The following is a 17,045-nucleotide window of genomic DNA, read 5'->3' on the forward strand; positions in this document are numbered from 1 at the left end:
TCGCCCTTTCAGGGCTCTGGTATCATCACATTACAAACCCAGGGCGTTGCCCTGGGCTAGTATGTTTTGCCCCTTTGGGGCTTGAATACTTTCTTAAGTTAATGGCAGTGGGGCGTTGCCCTGGGCTGGTATGTTATACCCCTTTGGGGCTGGCTGAATATTTTCTTAAGTTAATGGTGGTGGGGCAACGCCCCTGAAATTGTATTCGTGCCATTCTCTACCCTGGGGCGTTGCCCCAGGCTATATTAAAATACCCCTTTGGGGTGTTAGTGCTAAAACCCATATTTTAAGTTTTACCGTTAAACATTAGAGATAAATCTGTTCGCCTGAAAGGCGAGGGTTTTAACCTTGTGCATGGAAAATAAAATGCTGATTCACATTGGTTATCACAAAACGGCAAGTACTTGGTTGCAAAAGCAGTTTTTCCCTAAACACCCTCAAATTGATTTTATTGCCGGACATCAGTTGTTATGGCCGCATTTAATAAATTTTCATCCTTTATTATTTAATGCCGAGCAGGCGCGAACCGTATTTTCGCCCTTGTTGCAGCGCGCTGAAGCGGCGGGAAAACTGGCAGTCTTGTCTTCTGAGCGTTTGTCTGGCAATCCGCATTCCGGGGCTTATGACAATACATTGCTGGCAGAGCGTCTGCAAACCCTGTTTCCCCAGGCAAAAATTTTATTAATGGTGCGCGAACAAACGGATGCGATTGTATCGAATTATAAACAATATATAAAAATGCGCGGTTTATGTACGCTGGATGAATACTTGAATCCGCCGGTGGATGGTAAGATTCCGTTATTTAGATTGGATAATTTTCAATATCATTATCTGGCAGCCTATTATGTTTCGCTGTTTGGAGAAAATCAGGTTAAGGTGATGTGTTACGAGCAGTTACGTGATCAAGCGGAAGATTTCATCCAGGACTTATCTGCCTTTGCAGGTATTAGTGACAGTGCTGACATCATGGCGTTATTTCCTGTCAAACAGCGCAGTAATGCCGCTTTTTCAGATGGGCATATACGTTTAAGGCGTTATTGTAATCGCTTATCCGGCGGTCATTCCTTTTATCCGTTGACCCCGCGTTATCCACGTTTATATCGTTGGTTATTAGACAGGCTGAAAGCTTTGGAACGTGCCGGTTTTTTCCAATCTATTCAAAATCAGGAGGGTGGGGCATTCCGGCAACGGGTACAGCAGCGGGTTCAGGGGCGTTATGCAGCCAGCAATCGTGCTTTGCAACAACAATTTCAACTGGATTTGGCACAATATGGTTATCAGCTCTAACGTTTTGCAGCCTTGCGCATAAAATCATGATAGCGGGGTAAAACCTTGTCGGGATGCCCTCTGACGGGAACCTTGCCATCTTCTATCCAGATTATCCGGTCACACAGTTCGCCTAATAAATTGGCATTATGCGAAATCAATACAATAGTTTTATTGGTGCGGATTTTTTCTTTCATCATCTGGGTGGATTTACGGTTAAATGCTTCATCGCCCACGCCCAGCACTTCATCAACCAGTAAAATATCAGGATCAACTTGAAATGCAACCGAAAAACCCAGGCGCGCGCTCATGCCGGAAGAGTAAGTGGCAATGGGTTGATCAAAAAAATCGCCCAATTCAGAGAAGTCAATAATTGCATCCATTTTGGCTTCAATTTCATGGCGTTTTACGCCCATTAACATGGCACTGAGAATGGCGTTTTCCCGTCCGGTCAAATGTGGCATGAAACCTAATTGCAATGACAGCAAAGCCAGACTGTAATTGCCAAAATTAATAATTTCTCCCCGATCCGGCTTGATAATACCTGCTAACAAACGCAGTAAAGTACTTTTACCGACACCATTACGACCGATAATACCCAGTGTTTCCCCTTTGCGGATTTTGAAAGAGAGTTCTTTTAAGGCCCAGTATTTTTCACCAAAAATACCGCGGCTACGCCGATAACACATGCCGACCTTATCAAGTTTCAGCATAAAGGTATAAGGGGGGTTATTCATGAGCAATAATCTGTCTGTTTATTAAAAATAATTGTACGCACTGAATTATAATGGAAATAACGATGAAGAAATGACATTTAAGTTAGAATTTTTTTAGCATTATGTGGAAAATGTTACCATATCATGTGATAAATAATAAGAAAATGTATCTATTTAGAAGATTATTTGAGAGACAGTCTATGAAAATACGTATCATTATTTTGGGAATTGCGGTTCTGTTATCGGTGCTGAATTTAACGGCATTTGCCAAGTCAGGCGCTATTTATGAATTTCAGTTAGACAATGGCCTGCTATTGCTGGTAAAAGAAGATCATCGGGCACCGGTGGTGGTCAGCCAGGTCTGGTATAAAATCGGCTCTAGCTACGAGCAGGCGGGTAAAACCGGTTTGTCACATTTACTGGAGCATATGATGTTTAAGGGTACAGCAAAGCATGGCCCAGGGGAATTTTCCCGCATTATGGCAGAGCAGGGGGCGCAAGAAAATGCATTTACCAGCGCCGATTACACGGCTTATTATCAAAAGCTGGAAAAAAACCGCCTGCCAATTAGTTTTGCAATGGAAGCGGATCGGATGCGGGGTTTGTTATTTGATGCTGCTGCCTTTGAAAAAGAACGTCAGGTGGTTATCGAAGAGCGCCGCACCCGCACGGATGATAAGCCCACGTCTTTAACCTATGAGGCGTTTAAATCCACCGCATTTCAAACCAGTCCTTACCGTAATCCCACCATTGGTTGGCCTAGTGACTTAAAAACCATGAAACTGCCTGATTTGCAGGATTGGTATCGACAGTGGTATGCACCAAATAACGCTATTGTGGTGGTGGTGGGTGATGTTAATCCACAACAGGTTTATCAGTTGGCACAGAAACATTTTGGCAAGCTGAAACCCAGCACGATTACCCCACCTACGCCGCGCCCGGAAGTCAAGCAGCATGGTATTAAACGGATTACCGTTAAACGTCCGGCCAAGCTGCCTTATTTGTTGATGGGCTATAAGGTGCCTGTGCTTAACAGTCAGCAGCTTGAAGCACATGAACAACAGGATGTTTATGCCCTGGAGTTGTTGGCTGCGGTATTGGATTATGGTGACAGCGCACGTTTGATGCGTGAGTTGGTGCGGGGGCAGGAAATCGCCACTACAGTCAGCGCCAGTTATGATTTATTCAGTCGTCTGGATGATTTATTTGTATTTAGCGGTATTCCCGCACAGGCTTATGACGTGCAGGCTTTGGAGCAGGCGATTCGCCAGCAGATTAAACGCTTGCAGACAGAAGTTGTCAGCCAGCAAGCATTACAACGCATCAAAACCCAATTTATTGCGAATAAAATTTATGAAAAAGATTCTGTTTTTTATCAGGCGATGCAATTGGGTGAGTTGGCGGCAACGGGTCTGGATTGGCGTCTTGCCGAGCAGTATATTGAGCAGGTGACGGCGATTACCCCCGCGCAACTGCAAAGTGTTGCTAAAAAATATTTTAATGATGAGCGTTTGACTGTTGCCGTGCTGGAACCACAGGCTCTTGACAAGACGGAAGATACGGAGCAGGTACAATGAAATATTTGCATTTAAAGGTGGCTATGGGTTTGGCTTTGATTTTAATATTTGCCAAAGCCTGGGCTTTGCCGGATATTCAGCATTGGCAAACCGATAACGGTATCCCCGTATACTTTGTTGCTGCATCAGAATTGCCGATAATTGATATTGAGATTGTGTTTGATGCCGCCAGTTCGCGTGATGGTGAGCAAGCGGGTATTGCTTTAATGACTAATGCCATGCTGGCTGAAGGCGCGGGTGGTTTATCAGCGGAACAACTAAGCGATGCTTTTGCCGATGCCGGGGCTGAGTTTGCTAATGATAGCTTGCGGGATATGGCTTGGTTAAGTTTGCGCTCACTGCGTGAAGACCGTTATTTACAGCCAGCCCTAAAGCATTTTTTGAAAATTCTGGGGCAGCCTGATTTTCCGCAAGCAGCGTTTGCGCGTGAACGTCAAAGGGTGTTGCAAAGTCTGGCTTATGACAAACAATCTCCGGCAAAGTTGTTGAGTAAAGCCTTTTACCGCAATTTATATGGCAGCCATGCTTATGCCAGTCCGGTTTATGGTACGCAAGACAGTTTGAACGCGCTAAGCAGTGCAGACTTAAAAGCATTTTATGAAAAATATTATGTGGCTTCCAATGCCGTCATTGCCATGATGGGCGCGGTGGAACTCAAGCAGGCGAAAGCCTTGGCGCAACAAATTAGTCAGGTTTTAAGTCCGGGACAGAAGCCGCCAGCGTTAGCGGCTGCCTCACAGATAGCCGATGCGCAAACGCAACATATCGATTTTCCTTCCACGCAGACCCATATTCGATTAGGGCAAATGGGTATTTCGCGTTATGCGCCCGACCGCTTTGCCTTGTCGCTTGCCAATTATACTTTGGGTGGCGGCGGACTGGTTTCGCGCTTAATGCATGAGGTGCGGGAAAAACAAGGATTGGCTTACAGTGTTTATAGTCGTTTTTCTCTGATGCGGGAAGCCGGGCCTTTTGTAATTGGTTTGCAAACCCGTACCGATCAAACTCAACATGCCATTACGCTGGTGCGCCAGATTCTGCAAGATTATGTTAAAACCGGCCCCAGCACGGCGGAACTGCAAGCGGCAAAAGACAACATGACGGGGGGATTTGCCTTAATGCTTGACAGTAATGCCAAGATTTTAAGCAATCTGGCGTTGATTGGTTTTTATGGTTTGCCGCTGGATTATCTGCATACCTGGCAAGATAAGGTTCGGGCGGTAACGTTAGAACAGGTACGTGAGGCATTAAAAAAACACCTGAATCCTGAGAAAATGTTGCTGATTACGGTGGGTAAAGATAGTCATTAATCTTTTACTTCAGGATTGAGCCGTTGCAGTGCAACGGCTCTACAGGTAGGGTGTATTTTTTTTATTAAACCCTGTCTAAGTTGAAAACTGAGGTTTTTGTCATTCCCATGTACGTCATCCCTGTGCAGGCAGGGTTGGGAATCCAGTCCTTGTGAACAGCGACTGGATACCTGCCTGCGCAGGTATGACATTACACGACTTTGAAGATTAAGCAGCAAAACCCTATGAAATCGGGCGTTCCATAGACCTGACAGGTTTTTAAAAACCTGTCAGGTCTTTGCTCCGGCAGTTCCATTCGAAGCTAACCTTCAAAGTCGTGACATTAAGAGAATATTTTTGTCGATTTCAAAGTGGATGGGGTTTACATGTCAAAAATCAATAACAACCCCGCCAGTTTATCCAAAGTTTCCTGATATTCCGCTTGCGCCTCAGAATCTGCAACAATGCCACCACCTGCCCAGCACTGAATTTGTCCTTGTTGAAAGCTTAAGGTGCGAATGGCAATATTACTATCCATTTGACCATCATAACCCAGATACCCAATCGTGCCACAATAAATACCGCGTTTGGCAGGTTCCAATGTATCGATAATCTGCATGGCTCGGTGTTTTGGTGCGCCCGTAATTGAACCGCCCGGAAAACAAGCGCGCAAAAGTGTTACGGCATCTTCATCGTGTTGCAACTGTCCGGTGATGGTGCTGACCAAATGGTGTACCGTTGCAAAATTTTCCAGTGCAAATAAATCAGGGACTTTAATGCTACCGGGAATACAGACTTTCCCCAGATCATTGCGTAATAAATCAACTATCATCAGGTTTTCTGCACGATCTTTTTCACTGTTTTTTAACTGTGTTTGAATCAGTTGATCCTGCACGGCATCAATATGGCGTGGGCGTGTGCCTTTAATCGGACAGGTTTCCACACGGCCTTGGCGAAGTTGTAAAAAACGCTCGGGTGAGGCGCTTAATATTTGCCCGTCCGGTAAGTTAATATAAGCGGAAAAGGGGGCCGGATTTTTTTGACGCAGTAACACATAAGCCGCCCAGGGATCATCCGAATCAGTAGCGGCTTTTGCGCTGAAGCAACGGGCAAAATTAACCTGATAACAATCCCCGGCATAAATCCAGTCCTGAATTTTCTGAAAAGCTTGAAAATAAGCTTGCTGCTCCAGGGTGCTGTGTAACGGTGTTTGCAAGTGCAGAGGAGAAGCCTGGGCTGGTATGGGTGCAGTCTGGTTAAAACAGTCATATAAAGCCTGCCAATGCGCTTCTGAATCTGTCTTACCCACCAGCCAGCTTTGCTTAAGCTGGTGATCGATAACCACTGCCCAGTCATAAATACCAATCGCCATATCAGGCAGTGTGTCAGCCTGGGTTTCAGCCTGGGTTTCAGTGACGGGCAGATTTTCCAGTGTACGTCCCAGATCATAGCCAAAATAACCCATTGCGCCACCATAAAAAGGCAGACGGGGGAAATTTTCTGGGGGTTTATGTGATTGATGAGCGCGTAAAATGCGCTGTAATAATAAAAATGGATCAACTTGACTGTATTGTGTCGGCGCGGTTGTTTTTCCGGCCTGCCAATGCTGAATTTCAGTCCTTGTGCCGCGCGTAGTCAGAGTAATGCGAGGTGTTGCAGCCAAAATATCATAGCGCGACCATCGGGAATTCTCAGTTTGCGCGCTATCGAGAAACATCGCCCAGTTTTGCTGGGCAATAGACTGAAAAAGACGGCTGCTGTCAGGATGATAGCTCAGTGGTTCACACTTCATCCGCCATAGAGTTCGTCAGGGTTAATAATAGGGTTGTTTAACACCTGTATGCTGTCTGTGGTGACCAGATTATAAAAACAACTGCGTCGTCCCGTGTGACAGGCAGGGCCGGTTTGATCGACTTTAAGCAAAATAGTGTCACCATCACAATCTAATAGCAATGCTTGCAGAATTTGCACCTGCCCGGAGGACTCTCCTTTACGCCAAAGCTTTTGCCGTGAGCGTGACCAATAACAGACGCGCCCCTTGCTCAGCGTTTCTGCCAGGGCTTCACGATTCATCCAGGCCATCATCAAGACTTCGCCACTGTCATATTGCTGGGCGATTGCGGGTAATAAACCGTCGCTGTTAAAAGGCAGTTGTTCAAGGGCTTCCGTCCAGGAGACTTGCTCACCTGCGGACATTCGTTCAGTTTGTTTAAAACAATTAGACATAATCAATTGTCACGTTTTGAGAAGAAGAGTCGCGTATAGTTGATGCTTTTATTTTCCATGCACAAGGTTAAAACCTTCGCCTTTCAGGCGAATAGATTTATCTCTAATGTTTAACGGTAAAACTTAAAATATGGGTTTTAACGCTAACACCCCAAAGGGGTATTTTAATATAGCCTGGGGCAACGCCCCAGGGTAGAAAATGACACGTTTACGCCCTGAAAGGGCAGGTTAAAATGATGGCAATATTTTAATTTACCCTTTCAGGGCGTGAATGGCACGGATACAATTCCAGGGGTGTTACCCCTGGCTATATTAATGCGCCCCGTTGGGGCTAAACAACAGGGCTTGTCCGCCCTGTATCTCGGCTTTCAGCCACCAAACGCTCTAACCCACCCGTCTTTTAGTGGGTGGTTGTTTAGTTAATTTGTCCCAAGGTTGAAATTTACCATCCTCAAAGTGTCCCTGCACTATTCCAGATAACATGTCAGCAAATTGAACGTTTCGATTTGAAGCACTATCGTATGGTGCAGTAGTTAAAGTTGTTGCAACCTTTTTTTCGAACCACAGTTGAATTTGTAAATAGTCATGCAAACTGTTACCGCTTTCTACCTTGTTGCTTTTGGGATCTGGCACAAATGTAACGCTTTGATATTGATGTATTATAACTCATTGGATTTTTGACAAAAAAAAGCGTGACCCCTAGATCCGGCATCTTTAGAAAACGCTTACGATACACAGTGTGCGTCGCGGATAGTCCAGGATTTACTCACGCTCTTTAATTGTAGCGACAAGACCAACCCTATATCAAGTTTAAAGACATATTTTTTTTACACAAGCGGTTACAATAGTGCGCTTAAGTATTAAATTGAGTCTAAATCAAACTCATTTATCGTAGCATTTTCAGCAAAAAAATATATGAGAAAAACGAATGCAAAATAAAACCAGGCATCCTGTTGCAGTATTAATGGGCGGTACTTCCGCTGAGCGGGAAATTTCTTTGCTCAGCGGACAAGCCGTTCTGGATGCACTTTTATCTCAGGGGGTTAATGCCATTGCCATTGACCCGGCAACCGCTGATTTAGATACATTATGCGCAAAAGAAATCGAACAGGTCTTTATTGCCCTGCATGGTCGCGGTGGTGAAGATGGTTGTATCCAGGGTTTTCTGGAAAGTCTGCAACTGCCTTACACCGGAAGTGGCGTTACGGGGTCTGCGCTGGCAATGGATAAACATTTAAGCAAACAAATCTGGCACAGTGCAGGTTTACCAACACCCGCATCAGCATTATTAAACGCAGATAGTGATTGGTCTGCGATTGTCCAGCGTCTGGGGCTGCCGCTGATGATAAAGCCTGCCAGTGAAGGTTCCAGCGTTGGCATGAGCAAAGTTGATAGCGCAGAAGCATTAGCCGCAGCCTGGCGCGAGGCTGCGCAGTATGATACCCAGGTATTGGCAGAACAATGGATAGATGGTCAGGAATACACCATTGCCATTTTGCATGAGCAAACCTTGCCCGCGATTCGTTTGGAAACGCCCCATAGTTTTTATGATTATGCGGCAAAATATGAACAGAATGATACCCATTATCATTGTCCTTGTGGCTTGGGCACGGAACAAGAGCAGACACTGGGCAAGCTTGCATTGCAGGCTTTTCATGCTTTGCACTGCGCAGGTTGGGGACGCGTTGATCTGATGCTGGATCAGCAGCAAAATCCCTGGCTGCTGGAAGTGAATACCGTACCGGGCATGACCAATCATAGTTTGGTGCCGATGGCAGCTAAGGCCAAAGGTATTGATTTTAACCATCTGGTATTGGCTATTTTAGAGACAGCCTCTCTTTAAGGCTGTGAACACAAAGTGAATGCCAGTCGAAAACCAACAAAAACAGTAACAATAAGTCCACGTCGGCAGGCGGCTTACCGTAAAAAAAATACCCGTGGCATTAAACCGGGCTATATGCTGACCCGCTTATTCAGTGTCTTTTTATTGTCGCTACTGGCTGTAAGCTTATCCTGGTTTGGCTGGCATTGGCTGCAACAGTCTCAATATTTAACTATTCGTCATATTGTATTGGAAGCGGTGCAAGCAGATGGCAAGCCATCTGCACAATTATTGCATTACGTGGATAAGCAGCAACTGCAAAAGGTGGTTGCAAACCATGTGCAGGGGAATTTGCTAACAGTTGACATGCAAGCTATTCAACAGGCAGTCGCTCAATTACCCTGGATTAAGCAGGTGCATATTCGGCGGCGCTGGCCTGACACCTTGAGTTTTCAGATTCAGGAGTATCACCCCCTGGCTTATTGGCAGGGAGATGATGAAGCAGCACAGGGTATTTTGGATCGGGATGGGCAAATTTTCACCTTGCCACAAACTTATGCCTTACCGGCTTTGCCACTGCTCAGCGGTGGACAATCGAGTATTCCTGCCTTGCTTATGCAGTACAAGATACTCAGTCCACTATTGGAACAAGCGGGGTTGCCAGTTCAAAAACTCAGCCAGAATCATCAGCATAACTGGCGGTTACAGGTTGCAAATGGTAGTTCTCAAGGACTGAAAATCATATTGGGCTATAGCCAACATCCTGATGGATTAAAACAGCGGATAAAGCGTTTTATCAAATATTGGTCACAAAAGCCGCAAAAAATAAAAAATGAGTTAGAATATGCTGATTTGCGTTACCAAACCGGTTTGGTTGTAAAGTGGAAAAAACTATAAAATAGCTTGAATTCGATATAAGCATTTTCAGATTAAATCACCTGAATCTGCCACACACTATTAATAAATCGAACTCAGTTTAAATACGTTCGGGAAATCATCAACGATGGCAAAAGATAAAAATCTGATTGTAGGACTGGATATTGGTACTTCCAAAATTGTCGCTATTGTAGGGGAAGTATCCAACAATCAAGTCGAAATCATTGGTTTGGGTCAACACCCCTCACACGGCCTGAAAAAAGGCGTGGTGGTGAATATTGACTCGACTGTACATTCCATTCAGCGTGCGATTGAAGAAGCCGAGCTGATGTCGGGTTGTGAAATTCATTCCGTCTATGCAGGCATTGCCGGCAGTCATATTCGCAGTATGAATTCCAATGGCGTGGTTGCCATTCGCGACAAAGAAGTCACCGCCGACGATATAGAGCGTGTCATTGATGCCGCGCGCGCAGTCGCCATTCCCGCCGATCAGAAGATTTTACATATTCTGCCTCAGGAGTTTGTGATTGATGCCCAGGAAGGCATACGCGAGCCTGTGGGCATGTCCGGCGTGCGCCTGGAAGCTAAGGTGCATATGGTGTTTGGCGCAGCCAGCGCGGCCCAGAATATTATTAAATGCGTGCGTTTATGCGGCCTGGAAGTGGATGATTTGATTCTGGAACAATTGGCCTCCAGCACCGCAGTGTTAACTGAAGATGAAAAAGAATTAGGTGTTTGTCTGGTTGATATTGGCGGTGGCACTACTGATATTGCAATTTTTTCCAATGGCGCGATACGTTATACCGCAGTGATTCCTATTGCCGGTGACCAAATCACTAATGATATTGCCGTAGCAATGCGCACACCCACGCAATATGCGGAAGAAATTAAAATTAAATACGCCTGCGCTTTAACCAAGCTGGCTAATGCCGAAGAAATGATCGAAGTCCCCAGTGTTGGTGCGCGTCCACCGCGTTTATTGGCACGCCAAACCCTGGCAGATGTCATTGAGCCACGTTATGAAGAATTATTAGGTCTGGTACAGTCGGTCATTCGTCGCAGCGGCTATGAAGATTTAATTGCCGCAGGTATCGTTATGACGGGTGGCACCTCAAAAATGGATGGTGCCATTGAACTGGCGGAAGAAGTATTCCATATGCCGGTGCGTCTGGGATACCCGCGCCACGTAACCGGTCTGGTTGATGTGGTGCGTAACCCGATTCATTCCACTGGCGTAGGCTTATTATTGTTTGGGCAGCAACATCGTCATACCCCGGTTTCAGAAATGAATGCCCAAAATAACTTTCAAAGTATTCTGAGCCGTATGAAAAACTGGTTTCAGGGTAATTTTTAATGGTATATAGCATTTAATTCGCGTTATAATAAAAAGCTGTGCATTATGATGTCACGTCTTATCATGATTTGATTGACCATAGAGAAAAATGATCATATATGATTATAATATTTTCCAGTGGCAAGATAATTGCTGCCAAAGTCAGGAATAACGGTCACAAGCAGCAGATAGGAGTGAGGATGAAATAAATGCAGAAACTGGGCGCAGAATTTTTATTTATTTTCAAGGCGTGAAAACAGGCGCATAGCAAGCTATGTAACTGTTTTCACAACGTAGAAAATGGAAAAAAAGACCAGCCAAGTTGCTGAAGTTATAAAATTCTCACTCCTACAGTAAATAGTGCAGCAATGATAAACAAATATTCCGGTTCAGCCAGGTTTGATGAAATCAACAGATATGGCATAGGAGGTTATGAACGTGTTTGAATTAGTAGATACCTACAGCCAAAACGCTGTAATTAAAGTTATGGGTATTGGTGGTGGTGGCGGCAATGCGGTAGAGCATATGCTGGCAGGCAGCATAGAAGGCGTTGAATTTATTGTTGCCAACACCGATGCGCAAGCGCTGAGTAACTCTTCAGCCAGAACCGTGCTGCAACTGGGTACAGAAGTCACTAAAGGCTTGGGCGCTGGAGCCAACCCGGAAATCGGTCAGCAAGCTGCGCTGGAAGATCGCGAACGCATTATGAGCGCGCTGGAAGGCACCGACATGATATTTCTGACCGCTGGCATGGGCGGTGGCACGGGTACTGGTGCTGCGCCTGTGATTGCCCAGGTTGCCAAGGAAATGGGCATATTAACCGTTGCCGTTGTCACCCGCCCCTTCCCTTTTGAAGGTAGAAAACGTGCTGCTATTGCCGAAGATGGCATTAAAGAATTGAGCGAACACGTTGACTCATTGATTACGATCCCGAATGAAAAACTGCTTAGTGTACTGGGGCGCGACACCTCATTGCTGGACGCGTTTAAAGCGGCTAATAATGTATTGTACAGCGCAGTGCAAGGTATTTCTGAACTGATTACCCGTCCGGGTTTGATCAATGTTGACTTTGCCGATGTTTCCACTGTCATGCAATCAATGGGCATGGCGATGATGGGAACCGGTTACGCCAGCGGCGAAGATCGTGCGCAGCAGGCTGCAAAAGAAGCCATTTCCAGCCCATTATTGGAAGATATTGATCTGTCAGGTGCACAAGGCATACTGGTGAATATGACCGCAGGTCTGGATATGACCATTGGCGAGTTTGAAGAAATGGGTGCGGTGATTGAAGAATTTGCCTCTGATAACGCCACGGTGGTCGTCGGTTCCGTCATCGATCCAGAAATGAGCGATGAAGTTCGGGTAACGGTGATTGCCACCGGTGTAAGCCCGGCAGTGCCTGCAATGCAACGTGCAAAACCCACAGAGCGTGAAGCGCGTCCGGTGGAAGTGGTGAAACCCGTAGCTGCACCACCTAGTCCGGCAGTTGTTGAAGTCGCAAAAACCGTACCTCCGACTCAACCTGTTCAAAAACCGGCACCTGAGACAACTAATTATGCAGATTTTGATCGCCCCCCCTTGGTGCGTCATAAAACTGCTGAAGTCGTTGAAAATAGTGCAGCACAGGAAAAAGAAGCCGATACGGAATATTTTGATATTCCCGCTTTTCTACGTCGTCAGGCTGATTAGCAGCCAATTGTATTTACCTGGGAGTCTGTCAGGCTCCTGGCGCGGTGTTTATGGCCTTATGTCAAACACCGCGTTTTAGCTTATATGTCCCGGAGAATGGACTGATAATGATAAAACAGTGTACCCTGAAAAATGTCATTCGGGCGATTGGCGTTGGCTTGCATAGCGGTGAAAAAGTCTATCTTACTTTACGCCCAGCACCCATTGATACGGGTATTATCTTCTGCCGCACCGATTTAAATCCGCCAGTAGAAATTAAAGCCTGCGCTAAAAATGTCGGGGACACACGTTTATCCACCAGCTTGATTCAAGATGGCGTGCGTGTATCCACTGTTGAGCATTTGTTGTCAGCAATGGCTGGTCTGGGCATTGATAATGCCTACGTTGAAGTCAGTGCTTCTGAAATTCCGATTATGGATGGCAGCGCCGGACCTTTTGTATTTTTATTACAATCGGCGGGTATTGTCCAGCAGGAAGCCGCTAAACGTTATATTCGCATTAAAAAACCCATTCAGGTTGAAATCGGGGATAAACGTGCCGCTTTTGAACCTTACGAAGGCTTTCGGATTCGTTTCAGTATTGCCTTTGACCACCCCGTGTTTAAGCGCAGCAGCCAGCAGGTTGAAATTGATTTTGCAAACACCTCCTTTATCAAAGAGGTCAGCCGCGCGCGTACCTTTGGCTTTATGCACGAAATTGAATTATTACGCGAACAAAAACTGGCCTTAGGTGGCAGTTTAGATAACGCGATTGTGATGGATGAATACCGGGTCTTGAACGAAGATGGCCTGCGTTATGAAGATGAATTCGTTAAACATAAGGTGCTTGATGCCATTGGCGATCTGTATTTATTAGGACATAATCTGATTGGCGCATTTACCGGACATAAATCGGGACACGAACTGAATAACCGCTTATTACATACTTTGCTGGAAGATGAAGATGCCTGGGAAATGGTGACTTTTGAAGATCAAAATATCGTCAAAGAACAACATGCTTTTTTGCAGCCTGCCTTTGTCTAATCCCTTATCTATAAGCAGTTGTCTGAGTGTTTCACCTGAGACGCTTGAGAAATTATTGGATACTGTGTTGTAAAATCGCCGTATGATACACACCCTGCAACTACAAGACTTTGTGATTGTTGAATCGCTGCAATTGCAACTGGAATCCGGCCTGACCATTATTACTGGTGAAACGGGTGCGGGTAAATCTATTATTGTGGATGCTTTAGGCTTGCTGCTTGGTGGTCGCGCTGATAGCGGCTTTGTGCGCCAAGGCTGTGAACAAACAGTGTTAAGTGCCAGCTTTACTGTCACACCCGCAGTGACAGCCTGGTTGGAAACTCAGAAAATTCCCTCAGAACAGTGTTGTATACGCCGCATCATCAATGCCAGTGGGCGTTCCCGCGCCTGGATTAACGACCAAAATGCAACTATTCAAAAGCTGACCGAATTAGGTGATTTGCTGGTTGATATTCACAGCCAACACGCACACCAGTCTTTATTACATGCCGATACCCAGCGCCAATTACTCGATGGCATGTTAAGTCCCAATGATTTACTCAATCAGGTACAAAACCATTACGCAAACTGGAAACAATTATCTGATGAGTTGTTAGCTATAGGGGGCGACAGTGATGACCGGGCTGCGCAACTGGCTTTGCTGACTTATCAGGTTGAAGAATTACAAAAACTGGATGTTGAAAATCTACAATTAGATGCCTTAAACGAAGAACATCGGCGTCTAGCCCATGCCAGTCAATTACTGGATACAGCGCAGCAAGTATTAAACAGTCTGGAATCTTCTGAACCGGGCGCAGGTTCCGCACTGGCCTTATTGGGTCAGGCCAGTCGTCAACTGGAAGCAGCGCAAAACCATGACAAGGCACTGGAACCAGTGACTGAAATGTTACTTTCGGCACATATTCAGGCGCAGGAAGCCAATAATGAATTGCGTCATTACATAGACCATCTGGAAATTAATCCACAACGACTGGACGAACTAGATCAACACATCAGCCAGCTACAGGATGTTGCCCGCAAACACCAGATCGCGGTTGATACTCTGCCTGAACACTTGCAAATACTCGAAGATCGCCTGCATGCCCTGGAAAATTATGAGCAACGCGCAGCAGAACTGGAGCAGGCACAACAACAAGCACTGGACTTATACCGTCAAAGTGCGCAACAGCTTGCTTTACAACGCCAACAAATGGCGGCAGAACTGGAGCTGGCTATCACCCAGAATATGCAGCCTTTAGGCCTGCCAAATGGTCAACTTAAAATTAAGCTGAATTTTAATGAAACTGCGCAGCCCACGCTGCAAGGCAATGATAAGATAAGTTTTCTGGTCAGCACGAACCCAGGGCATCCGCCAAAGCCACTGAATAAAGCTGCTTCCGGTGGTGAACTATCGCGTATCAGTCTGGCTATACAAGTTGTAACTGCGCAAAGTGGTGAGGTCGATACCCTGGTATTTGATGAAGTTGATGTCGGTATCGGCGGTGGTGTTGCTGAAATTGTCGGGCGCAAATTAGCAGAATTGGGGCAGCATCGCCAGGTATTGTGTATTACCCATTTACCGCAAGTGGCTGCCTGTGGCCATCATCACCTGCAAGTGCAGAAAAATAGCGCAGAAAATCAAACCCATACCCAAATTTGCACCCTGGATGTTGACGCGCGTATTGAAGAAATTGCGCGTATGCTCGGTGGCGTGGAAATCACCCGACATACGCTGGCTCACGCCCGGGAAATGTTAGGCATACACTAATGTCAGTTCCGGCCCGCAAACTCAGCGAGATTATTCCGGTTCCCGCAACCTATGATCGTGTTGTACAAAACCTGACACTGGATAATCGTACTGTACAAGCGGGTGATGTATTTCTGGCTTGTCAGGGACAAAAGCAACATGGACGCCAATATTTGGATGCTGCAATTGACGCAGGTGCGGTTGCGGCACTGATTGAAGCCGAGCATGAAGGTTTGGAATGGTTTCGTGACATTCCTTGTATCCTGGTTCCTAACCTTAACCAACGCGCCGCAGAATTAGCTGCATCATTTTATGGTTTTCCCGCCTCTCAACTCGCCTTGCTCGGCGTTACCGGTACTAATGGCAAAACTTCTGTCTCACATTTTATCGCCCAATGCCTGCCTCCGCCTTGTGGTTTACTGGGTACAACCGGTTATGGTATCTACGGACAATTGGACAGTGGCAAACATACAACGCCTGATCCGGTTAATTTACAGCGTTTTTTTGCACAACTGCAACAAGCCTCTGTAAAGCGGGTGGTCATGGAGGTCTCCTCTCATGCCCTGGATCAAAACCGGCTTGCAGGTCTACATTTTGAAATTGCCATTTTCACCAACCTCTCGCGTGATCACCTGGATTATCATGGTGATATGCAACAGTATGGACTGGCGAAACAACGTTTGTTCCATTGGCCGGACTTAGCCTATGCCATCATTAATATTGATGATGACTTTGGCATAAAATTACTGGATAAGCTGCCCGAAACCGTCGCACCACTCAGCTACAGCTTAACTAACAACAAGGCTGATATTTATCCACAGCATATTCAGGCGCATCATAACGGTTATCAACTGCAATTATGTACGCCAAGTGGTCAGGGGAAATTGCAAACCCAACTACTAGGGCGCTTTAATCTCAGCAATCTGCTGGCAGCACTGGCGGCGCTATTGTGTTTAAAAATACCTTTAAGTCAGGCATTATCCGCATTGTCTGAAGTACAGGCAGCACCAGGACGCATGGAAGCCATACCTGCAAACAAGGCCTTGCTGGTTATTGATTACGCCCATACCCCTGATGCCTTAACGCAGGCATTGCAAGCCTTGCGACCACATTGCACGGGTACGCTATATTGTATTTTTGGTTGTGGTGGTGAGCGGGATGTCGGTAAACGCCCACAAATGGGAAAAATTGCCGAAGACTTTGCAGACCGTTCTGTCATCACCAATGATAACCCTCGTTATGAAGACCCGGATGCTATTATTCAGGATATTCTGAGCGGTATGACAAACACACCTACAATTTTACCCGAGCGCACTCAGGCAATTAGACAAACGCTGTTGCAAAGCCAAAAGGGCGATGTGATATTGCTTGCCGGTAAAGGTCATGAAGATTATCAGGATATCAAAGGTCAGCGCCTGCCTTTTTCAGATCGCCAGCAGGTTTTAGCATATTTGAAATCAGGTTAATGTTTTTTAACAGAAAATAGCTCAATTCAGTATGTAT

General features: G+C 45.9%; 13 protein-coding genes. 10 read left to right on the plus strand and 3 right to left on the minus strand.

The annotated features are described in order from the left end of the window. Positions 1-366: 366 nt before the first annotated feature. Positions 367-1,287 (plus strand): sulfotransferase, encoded by a 921-nt coding sequence (locus QUF61_RS13140; protein WP_289682081.1) that lies wholly within the window; start codon positions 367-369, stop codon positions 1,285-1,287. Here the strand turns inward: QUF61_RS13140 and QUF61_RS13145 are convergent. Further along, on the minus strand, positions 1,284-2,003 hold the full coding sequence (locus QUF61_RS13145; RefSeq protein ID WP_103920019.1) for an ABC transporter ATP-binding protein: 720 nt from the start codon (positions 2,001-2,003) through the stop codon (positions 1,284-1,286). The two genes, QUF61_RS13140 and QUF61_RS13145, sit on opposite strands and share 4 nt — an antisense overlap. A gap of 179 nt (positions 2,004-2,182) precedes the next feature. On the opposite strand from QUF61_RS13145, the gene QUF61_RS13150 reads away from it, so the two are divergent. Beyond that, positions 2,183-3,559: a M16 family metallopeptidase gene (locus tag QUF61_RS13150; RefSeq protein WP_289682082.1), complete on the plus strand. Its 1,377-nt coding sequence runs from the start codon at positions 2,183-2,185 to the stop codon at positions 3,557-3,559. After that, the gene (locus QUF61_RS13155) at positions 3,556-4,869 is read left to right on the plus strand and encodes a M16 family metallopeptidase (protein WP_289682083.1); all 1,314 of its coding nucleotides are present in this window, start codon (positions 3,556-3,558) and stop codon (positions 4,867-4,869) included. Before QUF61_RS13150 ends, QUF61_RS13155 begins: the two co-directional genes overlap by 4 nt. Positions 4,870-5,230: 361 nt before the next feature. Here QUF61_RS13155 and pabB read toward each other — a convergent pair whose 3' ends face one another. Both pabB and hisI read right to left on the minus strand, forming a co-directional pair. Further along, positions 5,231-6,640 (minus strand): aminodeoxychorismate synthase component I, encoded by a 1,410-nt coding sequence (gene pabB / locus QUF61_RS13160; RefSeq protein ID WP_289682084.1) that lies wholly within the window; start codon positions 6,638-6,640, stop codon positions 5,231-5,233. Beyond that, on the minus strand, positions 6,637-7,074 hold the full coding sequence (hisI, locus tag QUF61_RS13165; protein ID WP_103920034.1) for a phosphoribosyl-AMP cyclohydrolase: 438 nt from the start codon (positions 7,072-7,074) through the stop codon (positions 6,637-6,639). Before hisI ends, pabB begins: the two co-directional genes overlap by 4 nt. Before the next feature lie 928 nt (positions 7,075-8,002). On the opposite strand from hisI, the gene QUF61_RS13170 reads away from it, so the two are divergent. The 7 genes from QUF61_RS13170 to QUF61_RS13200 all read left to right on the plus strand — a co-directional run bounded on the left by QUF61_RS13170 (position 8,003) and on the right by QUF61_RS13200 (position 17,008). Next, a complete protein-coding gene (locus QUF61_RS13170; protein WP_289682085.1) occupies positions 8,003-8,917 on the plus strand; it encodes a D-alanine--D-alanine ligase in 915 nt (304 codons plus the stop codon). Between the two features lie 15 nt (positions 8,918-8,932). Further along, a complete protein-coding gene (locus tag QUF61_RS13175) occupies positions 8,933-9,793 on the plus strand; it encodes a cell division protein FtsQ/DivIB (protein ID WP_289682086.1) in 861 nt (286 codons plus the stop codon). Positions 9,794-9,899: 106 nt separating this feature from the next. Beyond that, positions 9,900-11,126, plus strand: a complete 1,227-nt coding sequence (ftsA, locus tag QUF61_RS13180; protein WP_103920013.1) for a cell division protein FtsA — start codon at positions 9,900-9,902, stop codon at positions 11,124-11,126. Between the two features lie 417 nt (positions 11,127-11,543). Continuing rightward, positions 11,544-12,794 carry a cell division protein FtsZ gene (gene ftsZ, locus QUF61_RS13185; protein ID WP_103920046.1) on the plus strand — a complete coding sequence of 417 codons (1,251 nt, stop codon included), beginning with the start codon at positions 11,544-11,546 and terminating at the stop codon, positions 12,792-12,794. A gap of 107 nt (positions 12,795-12,901) precedes the next feature. After that, complete coding sequence (gene lpxC, locus QUF61_RS13190; RefSeq protein ID WP_103920045.1) at positions 12,902-13,816, plus strand: UDP-3-O-acyl-N-acetylglucosamine deacetylase; 915 nt, start codon at positions 12,902-12,904, stop codon at positions 13,814-13,816. Between the two features lie 82 nt (positions 13,817-13,898). Next, the gene (recN, locus tag QUF61_RS13195; RefSeq protein WP_289682087.1) at positions 13,899-15,563 is read left to right on the plus strand and encodes a DNA repair protein RecN; all 1,665 of its coding nucleotides are present in this window, start codon (positions 13,899-13,901) and stop codon (positions 15,561-15,563) included. Next, complete coding sequence (locus QUF61_RS13200; RefSeq protein WP_289682088.1) at positions 15,563-17,008, plus strand: UDP-N-acetylmuramoyl-L-alanyl-D-glutamate--2,6-diaminopimelate ligase; 1,446 nt, start codon at positions 15,563-15,565, stop codon at positions 17,006-17,008. Before recN ends, QUF61_RS13200 begins: the two co-directional genes overlap by 1 nt. Positions 17,009-17,045: the final 37 nt, after the last annotated feature.

This window comes from Candidatus Venteria ishoeyi (assembly GCF_030378065.1).
Classification (GTDB): Bacteria; Pseudomonadota; Gammaproteobacteria; order Beggiatoales; family Beggiatoaceae; genus Venteria; species Venteria ishoeyi.

Bases quoted from the DNA above. Each gene is read 5' to 3' on its own strand.
- QUF61_RS13140 (WP_289682081.1), top strand. From the start codon at position 367: ATGCTGATTCACATTGGTTATCACAAAACGGCAAGTACTTGGTTGCAA.
- QUF61_RS13145 (WP_103920019.1), bottom strand. From the start codon at position 2,003: ATGAATAACCCCCCTTATACCTTTATGCTGAAACTTGATAAGGTCGGC.
- QUF61_RS13150 (WP_289682082.1), top strand. From the start codon at position 2,183: ATGAAAATACGTATCATTATTTTGGGAATTGCGGTTCTGTTATCGGTG.
- QUF61_RS13155 (WP_289682083.1), top strand. From the start codon at position 3,556: ATGAAATATTTGCATTTAAAGGTGGCTATGGGTTTGGCTTTGATTTTA.
- pabB (WP_289682084.1), bottom strand. From the start codon at position 6,640: ATGAAGTGTGAACCACTGAGCTATCATCCTGACAGCAGCCGTCTTTTT.
- hisI (WP_103920034.1), bottom strand. From the start codon at position 7,074: ATGTCTAATTGTTTTAAACAAACTGAACGAATGTCCGCAGGTGAGCAA.
- QUF61_RS13170 (WP_289682085.1), top strand. From the start codon at position 8,003: ATGCAAAATAAAACCAGGCATCCTGTTGCAGTATTAATGGGCGGTACT.
- ftsA (WP_103920013.1), top strand. From the start codon at position 9,900: ATGGCAAAAGATAAAAATCTGATTGTAGGACTGGATATTGGTACTTCC.
- lpxC (WP_103920045.1), top strand. From the start codon at position 12,902: ATGATAAAACAGTGTACCCTGAAAAATGTCATTCGGGCGATTGGCGTT.
- recN (WP_289682087.1), top strand. From the start codon at position 13,899: ATGATACACACCCTGCAACTACAAGACTTTGTGATTGTTGAATCGCTG.
- QUF61_RS13200 (WP_289682088.1), top strand. From the start codon at position 15,563: ATGTCAGTTCCGGCCCGCAAACTCAGCGAGATTATTCCGGTTCCCGCA.